14 protein-coding genes are annotated in these 17,159 nt (G+C 66.9%); 7 read left to right on the top strand and 7 right to left on the bottom strand.

Going from position 1 to position 17,159, the window contains the following annotated elements:
* Positions 1 to 56 precede the first annotated feature (56 nt).
* The 4 genes from HWX76_RS20240 to HWX76_RS20255 all read left to right on the top strand — a co-directional run bounded on the left by HWX76_RS20240 (position 57) and on the right by HWX76_RS20255 (position 4,740).
* Positions 57 to 1,943, top strand: coding sequence for an ATP-binding protein (locus HWX76_RS20240; protein ID WP_050017326.1), 1,887 nt, complete (start codon positions 57 to 59; stop codon positions 1,941 to 1,943).
* Complete coding sequence (locus HWX76_RS20245; protein ID WP_124555324.1) at positions 1,933 to 3,294, top strand: sigma-54 dependent transcriptional regulator; 1,362 nt, start codon at positions 1,933 to 1,935, stop codon at positions 3,292 to 3,294. The genes HWX76_RS20240 and HWX76_RS20245 overlap by 11 nt, the downstream gene beginning before the upstream one ends.
* Before the next feature lie 25 nt (positions 3,295 to 3,319).
* The gene (locus tag HWX76_RS20250; RefSeq protein ID WP_176016260.1) at positions 3,320 to 3,649 is read left to right on the top strand and encodes a DUF3579 domain-containing protein; all 330 of its coding nucleotides are present in this window, start codon (positions 3,320 to 3,322) and stop codon (positions 3,647 to 3,649) included.
* Between the two features lie 239 nt (positions 3,650 to 3,888).
* A complete protein-coding gene (locus HWX76_RS20255) occupies positions 3,889 to 4,740 on the top strand; it encodes an alpha/beta hydrolase (protein WP_176016261.1) in 852 nt (283 codons plus the stop codon).
* A gap of 93 nt (positions 4,741 to 4,833) precedes the next feature.
* Here the strand turns inward: HWX76_RS20255 and HWX76_RS20260 are convergent, their stop codons facing one another.
* Entirely contained in the window at positions 4,834 to 5,274 is a 441-nt protein-coding gene (locus HWX76_RS20260) for a PACE efflux transporter (RefSeq protein ID WP_176016262.1), read from the bottom strand.
* A 101-nt stretch (positions 5,275 to 5,375) separates the two neighbouring features.
* Here HWX76_RS20260 and HWX76_RS20265 point away from each other — a divergent pair, with 101 nt between their 5' ends.
* On the top strand, positions 5,376 to 6,266 hold the full coding sequence (locus tag HWX76_RS20265) for a LysR family transcriptional regulator (protein WP_124681040.1): 891 nt from the start codon (positions 5,376 to 5,378) through the stop codon (positions 6,264 to 6,266).
* Positions 6,267 to 6,458: 192 nt separating this feature from the next.
* Here the strand turns inward: HWX76_RS20265 and opcM are convergent, their stop codons facing one another.
* From opcM to HWX76_RS20285, 4 genes are read right to left on the bottom strand one after another with little or no spacing between them, the layout of a single operon-like run.
* Positions 6,459 to 7,994 carry a multidrug efflux transporter outer membrane subunit OpcM gene (gene opcM, locus HWX76_RS20270; RefSeq protein ID WP_176016263.1) on the bottom strand — a complete coding sequence of 512 codons (1,536 nt, stop codon included), beginning with the start codon at positions 7,992 to 7,994 and terminating at the stop codon, positions 6,459 to 6,461.
* Between the two features lie 10 nt (positions 7,995 to 8,004).
* A complete protein-coding gene (gene ceoB, locus HWX76_RS20275) occupies positions 8,005 to 11,190 on the bottom strand; it encodes a multidrug efflux RND transporter permease subunit CeoB (RefSeq protein ID WP_050017332.1) in 3,186 nt (1,061 codons plus the stop codon).
* Positions 11,191 to 11,235: 45 nt separating this feature from the next.
* Positions 11,236 to 12,453, bottom strand: a complete 1,218-nt coding sequence (gene ceoA, locus HWX76_RS20280) for a multidrug efflux RND transporter periplasmic adaptor subunit CeoA (protein ID WP_050017333.1) — start codon at positions 12,451 to 12,453, stop codon at positions 11,236 to 11,238.
* Between the two features lie 32 nt (positions 12,454 to 12,485).
* Positions 12,486 to 13,346: an alpha/beta hydrolase gene (locus tag HWX76_RS20285; RefSeq protein WP_050017334.1), complete on the bottom strand. Its 861-nt coding sequence runs from the start codon at positions 13,344 to 13,346 to the stop codon at positions 12,486 to 12,488.
* A gap of 174 nt (positions 13,347 to 13,520) precedes the next feature.
* Between HWX76_RS20285 and ceoR the strand changes: the two genes are divergently transcribed.
* Positions 13,521 to 14,525 (top strand): putative multidrug efflux transcriptional regulator CeoR, encoded by a 1,005-nt coding sequence (gene ceoR, locus HWX76_RS20290; protein WP_089489807.1) that lies wholly within the window; start codon positions 13,521 to 13,523, stop codon positions 14,523 to 14,525.
* Positions 14,526 to 14,543: 18 nt separating this feature from the next.
* Here ceoR and HWX76_RS20295 read toward each other — a convergent pair whose 3' ends face one another.
* On the bottom strand, positions 14,544 to 15,251 hold the full coding sequence (locus tag HWX76_RS20295; RefSeq protein ID WP_176016264.1) for a hypothetical protein: 708 nt from the start codon (positions 15,249 to 15,251) through the stop codon (positions 14,544 to 14,546).
* Between the two features lie 266 nt (positions 15,252 to 15,517).
* Positions 15,518 to 15,835, bottom strand: a complete 318-nt coding sequence (locus HWX76_RS20300) for an H-NS histone family protein (protein WP_176016265.1) — start codon at positions 15,833 to 15,835, stop codon at positions 15,518 to 15,520.
* A 332-nt stretch (positions 15,836 to 16,167) separates the two neighbouring features.
* Between HWX76_RS20300 and HWX76_RS20305 the strand changes: the two genes are divergently transcribed.
* Complete coding sequence (locus HWX76_RS20305) at positions 16,168 to 16,854, top strand: response regulator transcription factor (protein ID WP_176016266.1); 687 nt, start codon at positions 16,168 to 16,170, stop codon at positions 16,852 to 16,854.
* Positions 16,855 to 17,159: the final 305 nt, after the last annotated feature.

The following is a 17,159-nucleotide window of genomic DNA, read 5'->3' on the forward strand; positions in this document are numbered from 1 at the left end:
CGGTAGCGGACGGCCGGTGGCGGACGGCCGGTGGCGGACGGCCGGTGGCGGCTTCGATGAGGGCGAACGTGCAGAAAAGCTTCAAGGGAATCCCGTGGTGGGGCTGGGCATCGGCCGCGGTGCTGTACGTCGGCGTGGCCGGCGCGGCCGTCGATTTCGCATGGGAACGCGCGATCGACGCGCTCGAGGAAGCCGGCGCGCACCGGCTCGACCTGTACGCGTCGAGCCTGAAAAGCGAGCTCGGCCGCTTCGAGATCCTGCCCGGCCTGGTCGCGCGGCAGGACGGCGTGCGCGCGATGCTGAAAGCCGCGCCGAACGACGCACCCGCGCTCGTGCATGCGGTGAACACCTACCTCGAAGCCGTGAATCGCGACGCGGGCAGCGGCGCGGTCGACGTGATCGATCTGCAAGGCGACGTGATCGCCGCGAGCAACTGGAACGAGACGATCAGCTTCGTCGGCACCAACGTGTCGTACCGGCCGTACTTCAAGGACGCTCTCGCGCGCGGCAGCGGCCGCTTCTTCGGCATCGGCACCAACACCGGCGTGCCGGGCGTCTACTTCGCGAGCGCGGTGCGCAGCGACGGCGCGCCGATCGGCGTGGCCGCCGTGAAGATCAGCGTCGACCCGCTCGAATCGGCGTGGCGTGCGCCGGGCGTCGCCGCGCTGGTCGTCGACAGCAACGGCGTGGTCGTGATCTCGACCGAGCCCGCGTGGAAATTCGCCGCGCTGCGCCCGATCACCGCGCAGCAGCAGCGCGACATCCAGGCGTCGCGCCAGTACGCGGGCCGCACCGTCGACGCGCTGCCCTATCGCCGCATCGGCGACCGCAGCTCGGCCGCGTGGTTCGGCACCTTCCCCGATCCGCGCCACGCCGGCCGCACCACGCGCTATCTCGTGATGTCGCGCCCCGCGCCGCAGGGCGGCGATTCGTTGATGGTGCTGCTCGACATCGCGGGCGCGCGGCGCCAGCAGCAGACGGCTTTCGTGTTCGTCACCGGCGCGTTCCTGATCGTCGCGCTGCTGGTCGGCTATGCGATCCAGCGCCGCCGGGCGATCCTCGCGCGGCTGAGCGCGCAGGACGCGCTGCGTCGCGCGAACGACCGGCTCGAACTGACCGTCGCGCAGCGCACGGCCGCGCTGACGGCCGCGAACGAGCGGATGCAGCGCGAGATCGACGAACGCGAGCGCACCGAGCAGCGGCTACGCGATTCGCAGCAGGAAGTCGTGCACGCGGGCAAGCTCGCGGTGCTCGGGCAGATGGCCGCCGGCCTCACGCACGAGCTGAACCAGCCGCTCGTCGCGATCCGCACGCTCTGCGACAACGCGCGCACATTCTTCGAACGCGGCCAGCCGGCGCCGGCGCTCGCGAATCTCGAACGGGTCGGCAAGCTGGTCGACGGCATGGCCGTGCTCACCGGCGAACTGAAGACCTTCGCGCGCAAGCCCGACGTCGAGCGCGTCGCGGTGTCGCTGAACGAGGCCGTCGCGCATGCGCGGCTCATCTACGATGCGCGGATTCGCGACGAAGGCGTGCGGCTCGACGTGAACATCGCGCCCGGCACGACGGTCTCGGCCGAATCGAGCCAGTTGCAGCAGGTGATCGTGAACCTGCTCGGCAACGCGCTCGACGCGGTGCACGACGCGCCGGTGCGCCGCATCGTCATCGACGCGGCCGGCCCGGACGAGGATGGCCGCGTGCGCTTCACGGTGGCCGACAGCGGCGCCGGCATCGCGCCCGACGTGCTGCCGCACCTGTTCGAGCCATTCGTCACGACCAAACCGCGCGGCCAGGGCCTCGGGCTGGGCCTCGCGATCACGTCGCGCATCGTCGAGGCGTTCGGCGCGAAGATCGCCGCGACGAACCGCGACGAAGGCGGCGCGCAGTTCACCATTGAATTCGCGGCGGCGACGCCGCAACAAAGGACAGAGCATGGAAGATGAGATTCGCGTGCTGGTCGTCGAGGACGACGAGAACGTCCGGATCGGCGTCGAGCAGGCCGTCGCGCTCGCCGGGTTCCCGGTCGACGCGTTCGCGTCGGCCGCCGACGCACTCGCGCACGTCGCGCCCGGCGCGCCGGTGGTGATCGTGTCGGACGTGCGAATGCCGGGCATCGACGGGCTGCAGCTGCTCGACCGCGTGATGGCCATCGATGCGCAGATTCCGGTCGTGCTGATCAGCGGCCATGCGGACATCTCGACGGCCGTCGGCGCGATGCAGGTCGGCGCGTACGACTTCATCGAGAAACCGTTTTCGTCGGACGTGATCGCCGGCCGCGTCGCGCGCGCAATCGAGAAGCGCCGCCTGACGCTCGAGGTCCAAGGCTTGCGCGCCGCGTTGAACAACTGGCAGGGCATCGAGGCGTTCGTGCTCGGCAAGTCGCCCGCGATGGCCGACGTGCGCAAGAAGATCCTGCGCCTCGCCGATACGTCGGTGTCGGTGCTGATCACCGGCGAGACGGGCACCGGCAAGGAGCTGATCGCGCGCAGCCTGCACGACTTCGGCGGCCGGCGCGACGCGCACTTCGTCGCGCTGAATTGCGGCGGCCTGCCCGAGCAGATCTTCGAGAGCGAGCTGTTCGGCCACGAGGCCGGCGCGTTTACCGGCGCGATCAAGAAGCGCATCGGCAAGATCGAATGGGCCGATGGCGGCACGCTGTTCCTCGACGAGATCGAGACGATGCCGATCGCGCTGCAGATCAAGATGCTGCGCGTGCTGCAGGAGCGCGTGGTCGAGCGGCTCGGCGCGAACGACCTGATTCCGGTCGACTGCCGCGTGGTGGCCGCGTCGAAGGCCGATCTCGCCGAACTCGCGGCCGACGGGCGTTTCCGTGCGGACTTGCTGTATCGCCTCAACGTCGCGCAGATCGAGCTGCCGCCGCTGCGCGAGCGGCGCGAGGACGTGCCGCTGCTGTTCGAGCATTTCGTGCTCGCGGCCGCGCGGCGCTTCGGGCAGCCGGCGCCGGTCGTCACCGCCGCGCAGGTGTCCGAACTGATGACGCACGCGTGGCCCGGCAACGTGCGCGAACTGCAGAACGTGGCCGACCGCTTCGTGCTCGGGCTGACCGGCGACAGCCTGCTGTCGTCCGGCGGCACGCCGACGGCCGGCAGCACGCTCGCGGAGCAGCTCGCGTATTTCGAGCGGATGCTGATCGAGGACATGCTGCGGCGTCACAACGGCAACGTCGCGGACGCGAGCGAGGCGCTCGGCATGCCGAAGAAAACGCTCTATCACAAGCTGCGCAACCTGCGGATTCCCGCGCGCGGCGACGCGGCGGCCGACGGCGGCGAATGACGCGCACGAGGACACGCACAACAGCATGGATCGCATCGACATCACCGAGCACGGCCGCATCGCCGGCCACCTGATCCGCGGCGTCACGCGCGCGCGGAAAACCTTCCGCCCGAGCGACTGGCCCGAGCGGCTCGCGGGCGTCATCACGCTGTTCGTCGGCGAACGGCGGCCCGGCTATCCGTGCGCGCTGTCGCGGCTCGCGATGCCGGTCGTCGACGGCGGCGTCAAATGCCTGTTCGTGTCCGACGAATTGCGCGCCGCGTGTGCGGATGCGTTCGAGTTCGCGATGCAGTTCGCGGCCGATAATGATTTGCCGGTCGAGCTTCAGCGCGTGCCGGCGTTGACGGTGCGCTGACGCGCCACCCTCCCTTTCTCAATGCAAAGGCGCGTGCGCGCAGGCGGCCGCACGCCCCTTTCGGTGCAGCAATCAATCGTCAGATGATTGAAGGTTTCGATGCATGACCACGCTGCGACAGGGGTTTCCGGCGCAGTCATCAATAAAATTGATCGTGACGATGAAAATTATGCGTTTTCCTTGCAGGTCGCCGTGATGCATAGTTGCGTCGTGTTGACGCACCCTTGAGTCTTTCAGTCATGAACATGCGAATCGAGCCGTCCGTGCTCGCGAACCCCGACCTGCAATTTGCGACGCTTTCGTCAGGCATCAGCCTGCCGTATGTCGAGCGGGGCGGCGGTGCGCCGATGGTATTCGTGCACGGCTCGCTGTGCGACTACCGCTACTGGGATCCGCAACTCGCGGCGCTGTCGGCCCATTACCGCTGCATCGCGCCGAGCCTGAGCCACTACTGGCCGGCCGTCGAAGCGGGCATCCAGGACGAGTTCGGCTGGCAGAACCACGTCGACGAACTCGCCGAATTCATCGACGCGCTCGATCTCGGCCCCGTGCATCTGGTCGGCCATTCGCGCGGCGGCAGCGTCGCGTTCAACGTTGCGCGCCAGCATCCGCACCTCGTCGAATCGCTGACGCTCGCCGATCCGGGCGGCCCGCTCCAGCAGCCGGGCGTGCACGAAGCCGCGATGCCGGCCACCGCGATCGCACTGCGCACGAAGGCCGTGAACCTGATCGATCAAGGCGAAGTCGAAGCCGGCCTCGAGATGTTCGTCGATTCCGTGAGCCTGCCCGGTGCATGGAAGAAGAGCACGTCGCGCTTTCGTACGATGGCCATCGACAACGCGAGCACGCTGCCGAAGCAGCTGCGCGACCCGCTGCCCGCGTATTCGCAGCACACGGCCGGCGATATCGCATGCCGCACGCTGCTGATCGACGGCCAGCGCAGCCCGAAAATGTTCCGCCACAACGTCGACACGTTGTCGCAGTGGATCGGCCATGCGCAACGGCAGACGGTTGCCGGCGCATCGCACGGGATGAATGCGGCGAGCCCCGCGGTGTTCAACCGTTACGTGCACGAGTTCGTCGCCGCGTAACGCGAACGGGCGGCATGCGCGCCGCCCCGTCTTCCTCTCTCTTGCAGAAGCGAAACGACGCGGGCAGTCCGCCTCGTTCCGCATCCGTCTGCATCACGCACCCGACGCTGCCTTGCGCGTCACCGCATCTGGTAACCCGAACACGCTGTCGAACGCCCAGTTGTACGCGAACGTGAAGATCGGGAAGAACACGATCAGCACCGCGTCGTACAGGAACGCCTGCCATAACGACACGTCGAGCCACCACGCGATCAGCGGAATCAGGAACGTCACGAGCGCGACCTGGAACCCGATCGCATGCACGACACGCCGCCCGACGGTGCGCGTCGTTTCCGCACGCCGCCGCTCCCACGCCTCGAACCCGAGGTTGTACAGAAAATTGACGGTGACGCCCGTCGTCGAGATCATCACGCCGAGCAGCCCGCTCGTCGCCGCGCTCGCGCCGCTCAGCATGCCGAGCACCGACGACGCGACGAGGATGCCGAGCACCTCGAACATCACGACGTAAACTATGCGTCTCTTCCATCCTTGCATGACCGACCACCTTCGTTTCGAACCAGGTGGCGAGACTACAGCGGGCACTGCGTCCGCAAAAGTCAGGTCGTTTCAATTTTTCTGACAGGAGGCGGCCGACCATGCTGACCAGCGATCACATCGACATGCTGCTGACCGTCATCGACAAAGGCTCGTTCTCGGCGGCCGCGCGTGCGCTCGGCCGCACGCCGTCGGCGGTCAGCATGGCGATCGCGAACCTCGAGGCCGAACTCGACCTCGTGCTGTTCGATCGCGGCACGCGCGAGCCGACGCCGACCGCCGCGATGGCCGCGCTGCTGCCCGACGCGCGCTCGATCGCCGAACGGCTGCAAGCGCTGCGCGCGCATGCGCAGCATCTGTCGGAAGGCGTCGAGGACACGCTGCGGCTCGGTCTCGCGGCCGAGCTCGACGGCGCGCCCGTTGCGCGCGCGCTGACGTCCGTGGCCGCGAAGTATCCGGCGCTCGCGATCAGCATCGTCACCGCGCCGCAGGACGCGATCGTCGACGCCCTGCATCGCGGCGCCGTCGATCTCTGCGTCGCGTACGGCGGGCTCGATCTTCATCCGCAGGAACAGATCCACGCGCTGTGGACCGAGACGCTGATTGCCGTCGCCGCGCCCGGTCATCCGTCGATCGCCGAAGCCGCGCAGCCCGAGGCGATCGAGCGGTTGTCGGGGTTCCGGCAGATCGTGATCGCCGATCCCGGGCGACCGCTCACCGACGTGCGCCCGGTGATCGGCAACCGCACGTGGAAGGTGACCGACATGGCGACCGCGATCGCGCTCGTGAAGGCCGGGCATGGCTGGGCGAATTTTCCCGAATCGCTGATCGGCCGGCATGTCGCCGCCGGCGAGCTCACGCCGCTCGTGTTCGCGAACATCCGCAACGGGCTGCCGCTGCCCGTGTATCTGCGCCGGCCGAAGCACTCGGGGCTCGGCAAGGCGGCCGGCGAACTGGTGCGGGCGCTGCGGGCTGAAGGCCCCCTAGCTTGATCGGGCGTGCGGCGGGACACGGCCGCACGCTCCGCCCGCCGGTGCCGGGCGAGCTTGACCGTTAGTTGCGATATCAGCTCGACGCACCATGAAAAAACCCCGGTCACGCAGGCCTGAGCCTGCATGCCGGGGTTCTTCGATTCGCGGCCGACGGCCGGGCAACGAATTGCCCGAATCGCCCGCCGCTCACGCTCAGCGCGCAGCCACCTCCGCCTTGCTGGTCGCCGCGTCGCCAACCGCAGCCGGCGCCGGCCCCCACCCGCCGCCCAGCGCCCGGATCAGGTTGACCGTCGATACGGCCTGCGCCCCCGTCAACTGGTTCGCCTGCAACTGCGACTGCAACACCGACCGCTCGCTGTCGATCACGTCGAGATAGGCCACTTCGCCTTCCTGATACTGCGTACGCGACAACGTCGCCGCCCGACGCGACGCGTTGACGGCCGCATCCTGCGCGCGGATCTGATCATCGAGCAGACGCAGGTCCGCAAGATTGTCCTCGACCTCGCGGAACGCGACGAGCACCTGCTGCCGGTAGTTCGCAACCTGCTCGTCGTACTGCGCGCGCGCCTGCTGCACACCGGCAGCCCGCCGTCCGCCGTCGAACAGCGGCAACGTCAGCGCGGTGCCGGCGAACGGCCCGAGCAGGAACGTGCGGCTCGACCACAGGAACAGGTTGCCGAGCGTCGATGCTTCATACCCGAACGCCCCGGTGATATAGAGCTTCGGGAAGTACGCCGACTTCGCGAGCCCGATCCGCGCGTTCGCGGCCGCCATCGCGCGCTCGGCCGCCGACACGTCCGGACGCCGTTCGAGCAGCGCGGACGGCAGGCCCGGCGGAATCTTCACCGCGACCGGCACGATCGGCGTTTCCTTGAACGCGAAATCCGCCGGCGCCTTGCCGAGCAGAATGGCCAGCGCATGCTCGGACGCGGCACGCCGACGCGCGACGCCCACCGCATCGGCCTGCGCACTCGCCAACTCGTTCTTCGCGCGCGACACGTCGAGCTCGCTGATGTCGCCTTCGTTGAAGCGACGCTGCACGAGCTTCAGCGCCTGCTCGCGCAACTCCACCGTGCGGCGGTACAGATCCTGATCGGAATCGAGCTGGCGCAGTTCGAAGTAGTTCTGCGCGACGTCGGCCTGCAGCGCGAGCTGCACCGAGCGGAACAGTGCTTCGCTCTGCGCCTGGTCGGCGCGCGACGCCTCGACGTTGCGGCCGACGCGGCCGAACAGGTCGGCTTCGTACGACACCGTGCCCTGCGCGCGCCACAGCGTCGCGTTGGTCGGGCCGGTGCCCTGCGGCTGGAACTGCGACGCCGACGACAGCCCTTCGCGCGTCGGCCCGAACCCGGCGCCGATCTGCGGGAACCATTGCGAGCGCGCGGAACGGGTCGCCGCACGCGCTTCCTCGACCCGCGCGGCCGCGGCCTTCAGGTTCTGGTTCGCGGCGAGCGCCTGCGTCTCGAGCGAATCGAGCACCGGGTCGCCGAACACCTTCCACCATTCGCCGCGATGTTCGTTGTCCGACGGCTCGGCCGTCTTCCACGTGCCGGCCTGCTCGCCCGCGGCGAGGGTCGGCGCTTCCTTGAACGCGGCCGGCGCCGCCGCGTCCGGACGCTGGTAGTCGGGGCCCACCGCGCACGCGGCGAGCAGCGTCGCGAGCAGGGTGCTCGCGGCCGCCACCTTCGCGAAGCGCATCAGGCCGTTCGTGTTGTGCAAGTTATTCATTTTCTGGTCCTCAAGCATCGGGCGCCGGCACGCCGTACCCCGTCGAATCCTTGCCGGCGACGTGGATCTTGCCGCCCGCGAGCGTACGCAGCACGACGTAGAACACCGGCGTCAGCATCAGCCCGAACAGCGTCACGCCGAGCATCCCGAAGAACACCGCGACACCCATCGCATGGCGCATTTCCGAACCGGCGCCGGTCGACGTGACGAGCGGCACCACGCCCATGATGAAGGCGATCGACGTCATCAGGATCGGGCGCAGCCGCAGCCGGCTCGCCTCGATCGCGGCCTCGAGCGGCGTCCTGCCGTCGTGTTCGAGCTCGCGCGCGAATTCGACGATGAGGATCGCGTTCTTCGCGGACAGCCCCACCAGCACCATCAGGCCGATCTGCGTGAAGATGTTGTTGTCGCCCTGCGTGAGCCACACGCCCGTCAGCGCCGACAGAATGCTCATCGGCACGATCAGGATCACCGCGAGCGGCAGCGTCAGGCTTTCATACAGCGCGGCGAGCACGAGGAACACGAGCAGCACGCTGATCGGGAACACATACATCGCCGAATCGCCCGCGAGGATCTGCTGGTACGTGAGGTCGGTCCATTCGAACCGCACGCCGCGCGGCAGCGTCTCGTGCGCGATGCGCTCGACCGCGGCCTGTGCCTGCCCCGACGAGAAGCCGGGCGCCGGGCCGCCGTTGATGTCGGCCGCCGTGTAGCCGTTGTAGCGCACGACCATTTCCGGGCCGAACGTCGGCGTCACCGTGACGAGCGACGACAGCGGCACCATCTCGCCCTTGTCGTTGCGCGTCTTCAGTTGCAGGATGTCGTCCGCGCGCTGGCGGAACGGCGCATCGGCCTGCACACGCACCTGGTACACGCGACCGAAGCGGTTGAAGTCGTTCACGTACAGCGAACCGAGATACACCTGCATCGTGTTGAACACGTCGGTCACCGGCACGCCGAGCTGCTTCGCCTTCACGCGGTCGAGATCGACGTTGAGCTGCGGCACGTTGATCTGGTAGCTCGTGAACAGCGGGCCAAGTTCGGGCGCCTGCTGCGCGCGCTTGATGAAGTCGTTGGTCGCATCCGACAGCTTCGCGTAACCGACCGCGCCGCGATCCTCGATCTGCATCTTGAACCCGCCGAGCGTACCGAGGCCGAGCACCGGCGGCGGCGGGAACACCGCGACGAACGAATCCTTCATCGCGCTGTACTTCTGGTTCAGCGCCCCGGCGATCGCGCCGGCCGACAGCGCCTTGCCGTGCCGTTCCGAGAACGGCTTCAGCGTGACGAACACGATGCCCGCGCTCGAGCTGTTCGTGAAGCCGTTCACCGACAACCCCGGGAACGCGACCGCGCTCTCGACGCCCGGCTGCTTCAGCGCGATCGAGCCCATGTCGCGGATCACCTTCTCGGTGCGGTCGAGCGATGCACCGTTCGGCAGCTGCGCGAACGCGATCAGGTATTCCTTGTCCTGCGCGGGCACGAAGCCGCCCGGCACGACCTTCGACACGAGCACGGTCGCGCCCACCAGCACGAGGTACACGCCGAGCATCAGCGTCTTGCGCGACAGCACGCCGCGCACGCCGCGGCCGTAGTTCTCCGCGCCGCGATGGAACACCTTGTTGAAGCCGCGGAAGAAGCCGCCGAGCACGCGGTTCATCACGCGCGTGAGCCAGTCCTCCTTGTCGCCGTGCCCCTTCAGCAGGATCGCGGACAGCGCCGGCGACAGCGTCAGCGAGTTGAACGCCGAGATCACCGTCGAGATCGCGATGGTCATCGCGAACTGCTTGTAGAACTGGCCGGTCAGGCCCGACATGAACGCGAGCGGCACGAACACGGCGACCAGCGTCAGCGCGATCGCGATGATCGGCCCGCTCACTTCCTGCATCGCCTTGTAGGTCGCCTGCCGCGCGTTCATCCCGCCTTCGATGTTGCGCTCGACGTTCTCGACGACGACGATCGCATCGTCGACCACGATCCCGATCGCGAGCACCATCCCGAACAGCGACAACGCGTTGATCGAATACCCGAACGCGAGCAGCAGCGAGAACGTGCCGATGATCGACACCGGCACCGCGATCAGCGGGATCAGCGACGCGCGCCAGGTCTGCAGGAACACGATCACGACGATCACGACCAGCGCGATCGCTTCGAGCAGCGTGTGCACGACGGCTTTGATCGACGAGCGCACGAACTGCGTCGGGTCATAGACGATCTTGTAGTCGACGCCCGCCGGCATGTCCTGCTTCAGCTCGGCCATCGTCTTGCGTACTTCGTCCGAAATCTGCAGCGAGTTCGCGCCTGGCGACTGGTTGATCGCCATCGCGACGGCCGGCTTGTTGTCGAGCAGCGAGCGCAGCCCGTATTCGGATGCGTCGAGCCCGATCCGCGCGATGTCGCGCAGGTGCGTGACGCCGCCGTCCGGCGTCGTCTTCACGACGATGTCGCCGAATTCGTCTTCCGTCTGCAGACGGCCGCGCGCGTTCACCGACAGCTGCAGCGGCGTGCCGGGCAGCGACGGCGATGCGCCGATCACGCCGGCCGCGACCTGCACGTTCTGCTCGCGGATCGACTGCACGACGTCCTCGGCCGACAGCCCGCGCTGCGCGACCTTCTGCGGATCGAGCCACACGCGCATCGCGTAGTCGCCCGAACCCCACAGCTGCACCTGGCCGACGCCCTGGATCCGCGACAGGCGATCCTTCACGTTGATCAGCGCGTAGTTGCGCAGGTAGGTCATGTCGTAGCGGTTGTCCGGCGAGATCAGGTGGACCACCATCGTCAGCGTCGGCGAGCTCTTCACCGTCGTGATGCCGAGCCGCTGCACGTCTTCCGGCAAACGCGGCAGCGCCTGGTTCACGCGGTTCTGCACGAGCTGCGTGGCCTTGTCCGGATCGGTGCCGAGCTTGAACGTGACGGTGATCGTCATGTTGCCGTCGCTGTTCGCCTGCGACTGCATGTAGAGCATGTCCTCGACGCCGTTGATCTGTTCTTCCAGCGGCGACGCGACCGTCTCGGCGATCACTTTCGGGTTCGCGCCCGGGTACTGCGCCTTCACGATCACGGAAGGCGGCACGACTTCCGGATATTCCGAAATCGGCAGCAGGAACATCGCGATCACCCCGCCGAGCAGGATGATCACTGATAGGACTCCTGCGAAGATCGGCCGGTCGATAAAGAATTTGGAAATGTTCATGGGTTGCTCTGTCTGGTTGAACGCGGATGCGAAGCGGCGCGCCGCTTACGAATCCGCCTTCGCCGGTGCGGCCGGCTTCGCGTTATCCGCGAGCGGCGCGGACGGCTCGTCGCCGCCCGTCATCGGGACCATGTGCGGCTTCACCTGCGCGCCGGGGCGCACGCGCTGCGTGCCGTTCACGACCACGCGATCGCCGGCGGCAAGGCCGCTCACGATCACGCGCCGGTTGCCGTGCTGCATCCCCGGCTGCACTTCGCGGTACGACACGCGGCCCTGCTGATCGACGACGAACACGAACTTCTTGTCCTGGTCGGTGTTGATCGCCGCGTCGTCGACGAGCAGCGCCTCGTGCGGCGCGCTGCCGCCCACCTTCACGCGTGCGTAGAGGCCCGGGACGAGCGTGCCGTCCGCGTTGTCGAAGCGTGCGCGCACGCGGATCGTGCCGGACGACGTGTCGAGCCGGTTGTCGACCGAATCGATCTCGCCGCTGCGCGAGTAGCCGGTTTCGTTCGCGAGGCCGAGCTCGACCGGCACCTTGCGGCCGCTGCGCGCGCCGTTGATGTATTGCAGATAGGTCTGCTCGTCCGCGTCGAACGACGCGTAGATCGGCGACACCGACACCAGCGTCGTCAGCGGCGCGGCCGATGCGCCGGCCGATACGACGTTGCCGAGCGTGATTTCCGCGCGCGACACGCGGCCCGATACCGGCGCCGTGATGCGCGTATAGCCGAGGTTGATGCGCGCCGTTTCCAGCGCGGCTTCGGCGGCCTTCAGGTTCGCGTTCGCTTCGCGCGCCGCGTTCTGCTTCTCGTCGTAGTCGCGCTTCGCGATCGCGTTGTCGCCGATCAGCCGCTGCGCGCGCTGCCAGTCGGTCTGCGCATAGCCGTTGCGTGCCTGCGCGGCCGCGAGCTGCGCGGCGGCGCGGTCGACTTCAGCCTGGTACGGGCGCGGGTCGATCACGAACAGCACGTCGCCCTTCTTCACGAGCGCGCCGTCCTTGAAGTTCACCGCGACGATCGTGCCCGACACCTGCGGGCGCACGTCGACTTTCTCGACCGCCTCGAGGCGGCCCGAATAGCTTTGCCAGTCGGTGACGGTCTGCGGCACGACGGTCGCGACGTCGACTTCGGGCAGCGGCGCCGCCGCTTTCTCGGGGGCGTTCGCGTTCACGCGCATCGCGCCGAACGTGCCGAGGCCGACGACGGCGAGCGTGACGATCGCCGCGGTCGCGATTCGGGAGCGGGAGGTGCGTAGGATGGCCATGTGGATCTCCGGTAAGCGTGGATTGGTTCTGGTTATTCGGAACGATTCGGCTGGCGCGCCTGGAAGCGGCACTGAAAGAAGCGCACGGCTTCCTCGAATGCGGCTTCGTGCGTGGCGAGCGCGGCGTGCGTGATGTCCGGATAGCGAATCACCTGCGTGAGCACGCCCGACGAGATCAGGCAGCCCGCATATTTCTCCGCCTCGACGTGCAGCACGTCGTTCTGCGCGGTGACGACGAGCGTCGGCGGCAGCCCCGCGAGGCGCACCGACTCGATCGGCGCCGCGTACGGGTGCATGCGCTGCGCCGCCTGCGGCAGATATGCGCGATAACAGGCCGCGCATTCGCGCGCGGTGATGTCGGACGCGAGGCGCTCGGCGTCGCCGATGCGCGTCATGCTCGGATCGAGCATCGGCCCGAACAGCGCCTGCGCAGCGATCGACACTTCGCCGCGGTCGCGGGCGATGAAGGCCAGGCAGTTCGCGAGCTGGCCGCCCGCGTCGTGCCCGGCCACGCCGATCTTTTTCGGGTTGCCGCCGAACGCGCGGGCGCGCGTCGCGGCCCACACGGCGGCGCGATACGCATCCTCCGGCGCGGCCGGAAAAGGAAAGGCCGGCGCGAGCGAATAATCGACCGACACTACGAGAGCTGGTAAGCGTTCTGCTAAAAAGCGCGCGGCGAAATCCGCGTCTTCGAGCGAACCGCGGACGAAGCCGCCGCCGTGAAAATAAAGCACTACTGGCAGCCCGGTCTTGTCCGGACGGCGGTAGAGGCGCAGCACGATGTCCTGCGCGTAGCCGGGAATTTCCACTTCGGCAACCGTCAGCGCCGCGCCCGCTATGGCTTGAGCGGGCAGCGCGGCTTTCAGGAATTTGCTGAATTCAGAAGCGTCCATGACGATGCAGCGTCCATTTCGAGATGGAACGAATTCTGAGTCCGGCAGACATTGGGATAAATGCCTATAATCCGGCAACACAATTCAACGCCCCCGAACAATCCGAGGCTGCGTTTACCCACGAGGTAGCGCAGCCTTCTTGTTCCGGCGGCAAATTAAATTGCGGAGGTTGTGATGGACCGGCTTCAGGCCATGCAGGTGTTTACTCGCGTCGTCGATACAAGCAGCTTCACCAAGGCAGCAGAAACGCTCGGCTTGCCGCGGGCGTCCGTCACGACGATCATCCAGAATCTCGAAGCCTTCCTCGGCGTGCGGCTGATGCACCGGACCACGCGCCGGCTGTCGCTCACGCCGGACGGCGCCGCGTACTACGAACGATGCGTGCGAATCCTCGCGGACGTCGAGGAAACCGAAGCAAGCTTCCAGGCCAACAACCGGAAGCCGCACGGAAAGTTGCGTATCGACATGCCGGGCTCGATCGGGCGGCTGCTCGTGATTCCGTCGCTGTGCGAATTCCATACGCGCTATCCGGACATCGACCTGCAACTCGGCCTGTCCGACCGGCCGGTCGACCTGCTGCAGGAAGGCGTCGACTGCGTGATCCGCGTCGGCGCGCTGCAGGACTCGTCGCTCGTCGCGCGCCGCGTCGGCCTGTTCGAATGCGTGACGGTCGCGTCGCCCGACTATCTCGAGCACCACGGCGAGCCGCAGACGATCGACGACCTCAGCCAGCACAAGGCCGTCAACTACTTCTCGAGCCGCACGGGCCGCACGATCGACTGGACGTTCCTGATCGACGGCAAGGAAGTCGAGATGAAGATGGAGGGCATCGTGTCGGTGAACGACGCCGACGCGTACGTGACGTGCGGAATCGAGGGCTTCGGGCTGATCCAGCCGCCGCTGTTCATGGTGCTGCCGCACCTGCGCGAAGGCCGGCTCAAGGAGGTGCTGCCCGGCGTCAAGCCGCTGCCGATGCCGATCTCGGTCGTGTATCCGCACAGCCGCCATCTGTCGCCGAAGGTGCGCGTGTTCGTCGACTGGATTGCCGAAGTGTTCGACCGCTGCCCGCTGCTGAGCGGCAAGGGCAGCCTCGACGCGACGTGCAGCAAGCGGACGTTCGAGGAAGCCGAACGCGCGCCGGTGCTCGATACGCCGGTCATCAACGAGTGGGTTGCCTGAACGCGGCGCACCGCCGCGTCACTTCGCCCGCCAGTTGCGGATGAACGCGCCCACCTGCACGTGACGCGCGACGCGGCCGGGTCGCACCTCGTGCGCCAGCAACCGCGCGAACGCGTCGCGCTGCGTGTTCACATGCCGCGCGCAATGGCGATCGACCACCGCGATCTGGTGTTTCAGGAACGCGATCGTCTGCACGATGCCGTTGCGCACGCTCCCGTGACACAACGTCAGCAGTTGATATTCCGCGATCTGCATGCGTGCCAGTTGACGTCGGCGCTGAACCAGCGCCTGCACGTGCCCCAGTTGCGGATCGGACAGCGGCTCGACGAGGCGCCCGCCCGACGGATGCCGGTTCAGCGCATCCGCGAGCGCCGCCAGCACGCGTGCCCGCGCCCCTTTTCCGTCGAGCGGTAGCGTCGCCGAATCCGGGAGCCAGTCCCGCGCCTGTTGCGGCTTGACGATGGCGAGCGGCAATCGCAGCGCCTGAAGCGCACACGCCACTTCATGCTCGGCCCCGCCGGCCGACTCCAGCACGATGAGCGCCGGCGCCCACGCGACGATCCCATCGGCCAGCGACTCGATGCCGAACGTCTCGTTCCGGTAGCCGAAAATCACGCTCAGCGACGAAATACATATCTCGAGCGTCTCGTGCGCCACGCCGATACCCACGCACACGGGTGCGGGTGCCAGCCCCCGTCGATGCCGACCGGCCGTTCCATTGTTCATACGCATTTCCCCTCGCTACCGACCCGTATCGCGCCCGCTTGCCGGCAGGACCTTGGTCAGTTCCACGAAATGTCACACTACGGATGTAATATATTTGTATTGGAAACCGGTCCCATTCATGATGGTAATCGGCCCATAGCAAGTCAGCCCACCGACCGGCGATCGCGCTGTCGGTGACCGGCCTGCGAGGCGGGCGGGACGCACGGGGAAACATCAGCGTTACCGCACCGCCGGAACCCACATGCCGATTCATCGTTCATACGAGATCAGGAGTACTCATGTTGATTCGAATCGACAGGCGGCGCATCGATCGCGAACCGGCTTCGATCCTGACCGCGTATCCATGCCGGTTCACGGCCGACGCCGGACCACGTCTGTCCGGTCTCCGGATTGAAGTATTTCGCGCGACGCTTTCTTCCGGGCGTACCGCCGTCGTCCGAAAAAATCTCCTGCGGCGTGAAACCGAACTCTTCGATGCAACGTCGCACTTCGGTCAATACCGTCGCTGCAATGGCAAGACGCTCCCGCTCCAGCTGGGCCTCGAGCAGCGCCTTCTTTTCCACAAACGACTTGTAAATCAACATGCGCGCCCCCTGGATCGCTCATTCCTGTCGTGCGCCGGCCTGCTACCGGCACGACCAAGCGTAATCGAGCCATTCACGGACATTGACAACCTTTGTCAACAAAGAGACCCAACCTCGCGCCCCTTTCACAAACCAAAAAAAAATGATTAATACCACTAACTTAATGAATTCCACACGTTCAAAATCGTTGACAATTTTTCCGACGCATCGAGACGAATATCGCGGCAAATTACGTGCTGCCGATCGTCGGGTGCGTGAGCCGGATCTCCCTTTCCCGCCCGGACGCTCGACACGGCCCGATCGTTACGATCAACATCGAAGGAGTACGTAACATGAACGTTCTCTATCTCGAGGACGATCCCGCCTATGTGGAGTTGATCACGTCGATACTGGAAACGGCAGGCTATCGCGTGCATGCAGTCAGCAACGGAAATCAGGCGATTCGCCATCTGGAGAGTTCGGTGGTCGATCTGCTGATTCTCGACTGGCGGGTGCCCGGCATGTCCGGATTCGAAGTGCTCCAATGGACACGCGAGCGCATTGGGGGCCGTCTGCCGATCCTGTTCCTGACCCAACGCGCGCGCGACGATGAAGTCTTCTCCGCGATCAACGCGGGCGCCGACGACTACATGGTCAAGCCGATCAATCAGTTCGAGCTGCTGGCGCGCGCCAACGCGCTGCTCAGGCGCGCGTATCACGGCGGCGCCGGCCGGCACGACACGCTCAGGCTCGGCGGCTATCTGATCGACACGCGAACGCGAACCGTGCTGCTGCATGGCGCGCCGGTCAAGCTGACGCCGCGAGAATTCGATCTCGCCGTGCTGCTGTTTCGCAATCCCGGGCGGATCATGCCGCGCGACGCGCCGATTCGCTCGCTCTGGGGCCGCGACATGGCTGGCGTGTCGCGCAGCCTCGACACGCACATCTATCGGCTGCGGATGAAGCTCGCGCTGCAGCCGTCGAACGGCGTGCGCCTCAGCGCGGTCTATACGCTGGGCTACCGGCTCGAAGCGATCTGATTCGCCGTCCCATCATCGCGTACCGCAGCCGGCCGTTCCCGTCGACACGATGCGCGATGAACGGCGCGCGCCGCGGCATCCTGACACCGTACGCAATGGACTGTTGCTGAACACGCGCCGATCGTCGCGGCGCGTTCCGGCGGACCTGCCGTATCTCGCTGTCGGCGCCGCCGGGCAAGGCTGCGCGCATGTCCTCACTGCGTGTGCGGATTCCAATTGTTCCTGTACAGCGACAATTCAATTCGCGTCTGCCGCATTTATCGCGACGGAACGGACACCTAGAGTAAACCCTGTCGCGCACCTCG

The organism is Burkholderia sp. BCC0398, assembly GCF_902833245.1.
GTDB lineage: Bacteria > Pseudomonadota > Gammaproteobacteria > Burkholderiales > Burkholderiaceae > Burkholderia > Burkholderia sola.

Excerpts from the sequence above, each read along its gene's own strand:
- ceoA (WP_050017333.1), bottom strand. The coding sequence starts at position 12,453 with ATGGCCATCCTACGCACCTCCCGCTCCCGAATCGCGACCGCGGCGATC.
- HWX76_RS20245 (WP_124555324.1), top strand. The coding sequence starts at position 1,933 with ATGGAAGATGAGATTCGCGTGCTGGTCGTCGAGGACGACGAGAACGTC.
- HWX76_RS20250 (WP_176016260.1), top strand. The coding sequence starts at position 3,320 with ATGGATCGCATCGACATCACCGAGCACGGCCGCATCGCCGGCCACCTG.
- HWX76_RS20305 (WP_176016266.1), top strand. The coding sequence starts at position 16,168 with ATGAACGTTCTCTATCTCGAGGACGATCCCGCCTATGTGGAGTTGATC.
- HWX76_RS20255 (WP_176016261.1), top strand. The coding sequence starts at position 3,889 with ATGAACATGCGAATCGAGCCGTCCGTGCTCGCGAACCCCGACCTGCAA.
- HWX76_RS20260 (WP_176016262.1), bottom strand. The coding sequence starts at position 5,274 with ATGCAAGGATGGAAGAGACGCATAGTTTACGTCGTGATGTTCGAGGTG.
- HWX76_RS20265 (WP_124681040.1), top strand. The coding sequence starts at position 5,376 with ATGCTGACCAGCGATCACATCGACATGCTGCTGACCGTCATCGACAAA.
- ceoB (WP_050017332.1), bottom strand. The coding sequence starts at position 11,190 with ATGAACATTTCCAAATTCTTTATCGACCGGCCGATCTTCGCAGGAGTC.
- ceoR (WP_089489807.1), top strand. The coding sequence starts at position 13,521 with ATGGACCGGCTTCAGGCCATGCAGGTGTTTACTCGCGTCGTCGATACA.
- HWX76_RS20300 (WP_176016265.1), bottom strand. The coding sequence starts at position 15,835 with ATGTTGATTTACAAGTCGTTTGTGGAAAAGAAGGCGCTGCTCGAGGCC.
- HWX76_RS20295 (WP_176016264.1), bottom strand. The coding sequence starts at position 15,251 with ATGAACAATGGAACGGCCGGTCGGCATCGACGGGGGCTGGCACCCGCA.
- HWX76_RS20285 (WP_050017334.1), bottom strand. The coding sequence starts at position 13,346 with ATGGACGCTTCTGAATTCAGCAAATTCCTGAAAGCCGCGCTGCCCGCT.
- opcM (WP_176016263.1), bottom strand. The coding sequence starts at position 7,994 with ATGAATAACTTGCACAACACGAACGGCCTGATGCGCTTCGCGAAGGTG.
- HWX76_RS20240 (WP_050017326.1), top strand. The coding sequence starts at position 57 with ATGAGGGCGAACGTGCAGAAAAGCTTCAAGGGAATCCCGTGGTGGGGC.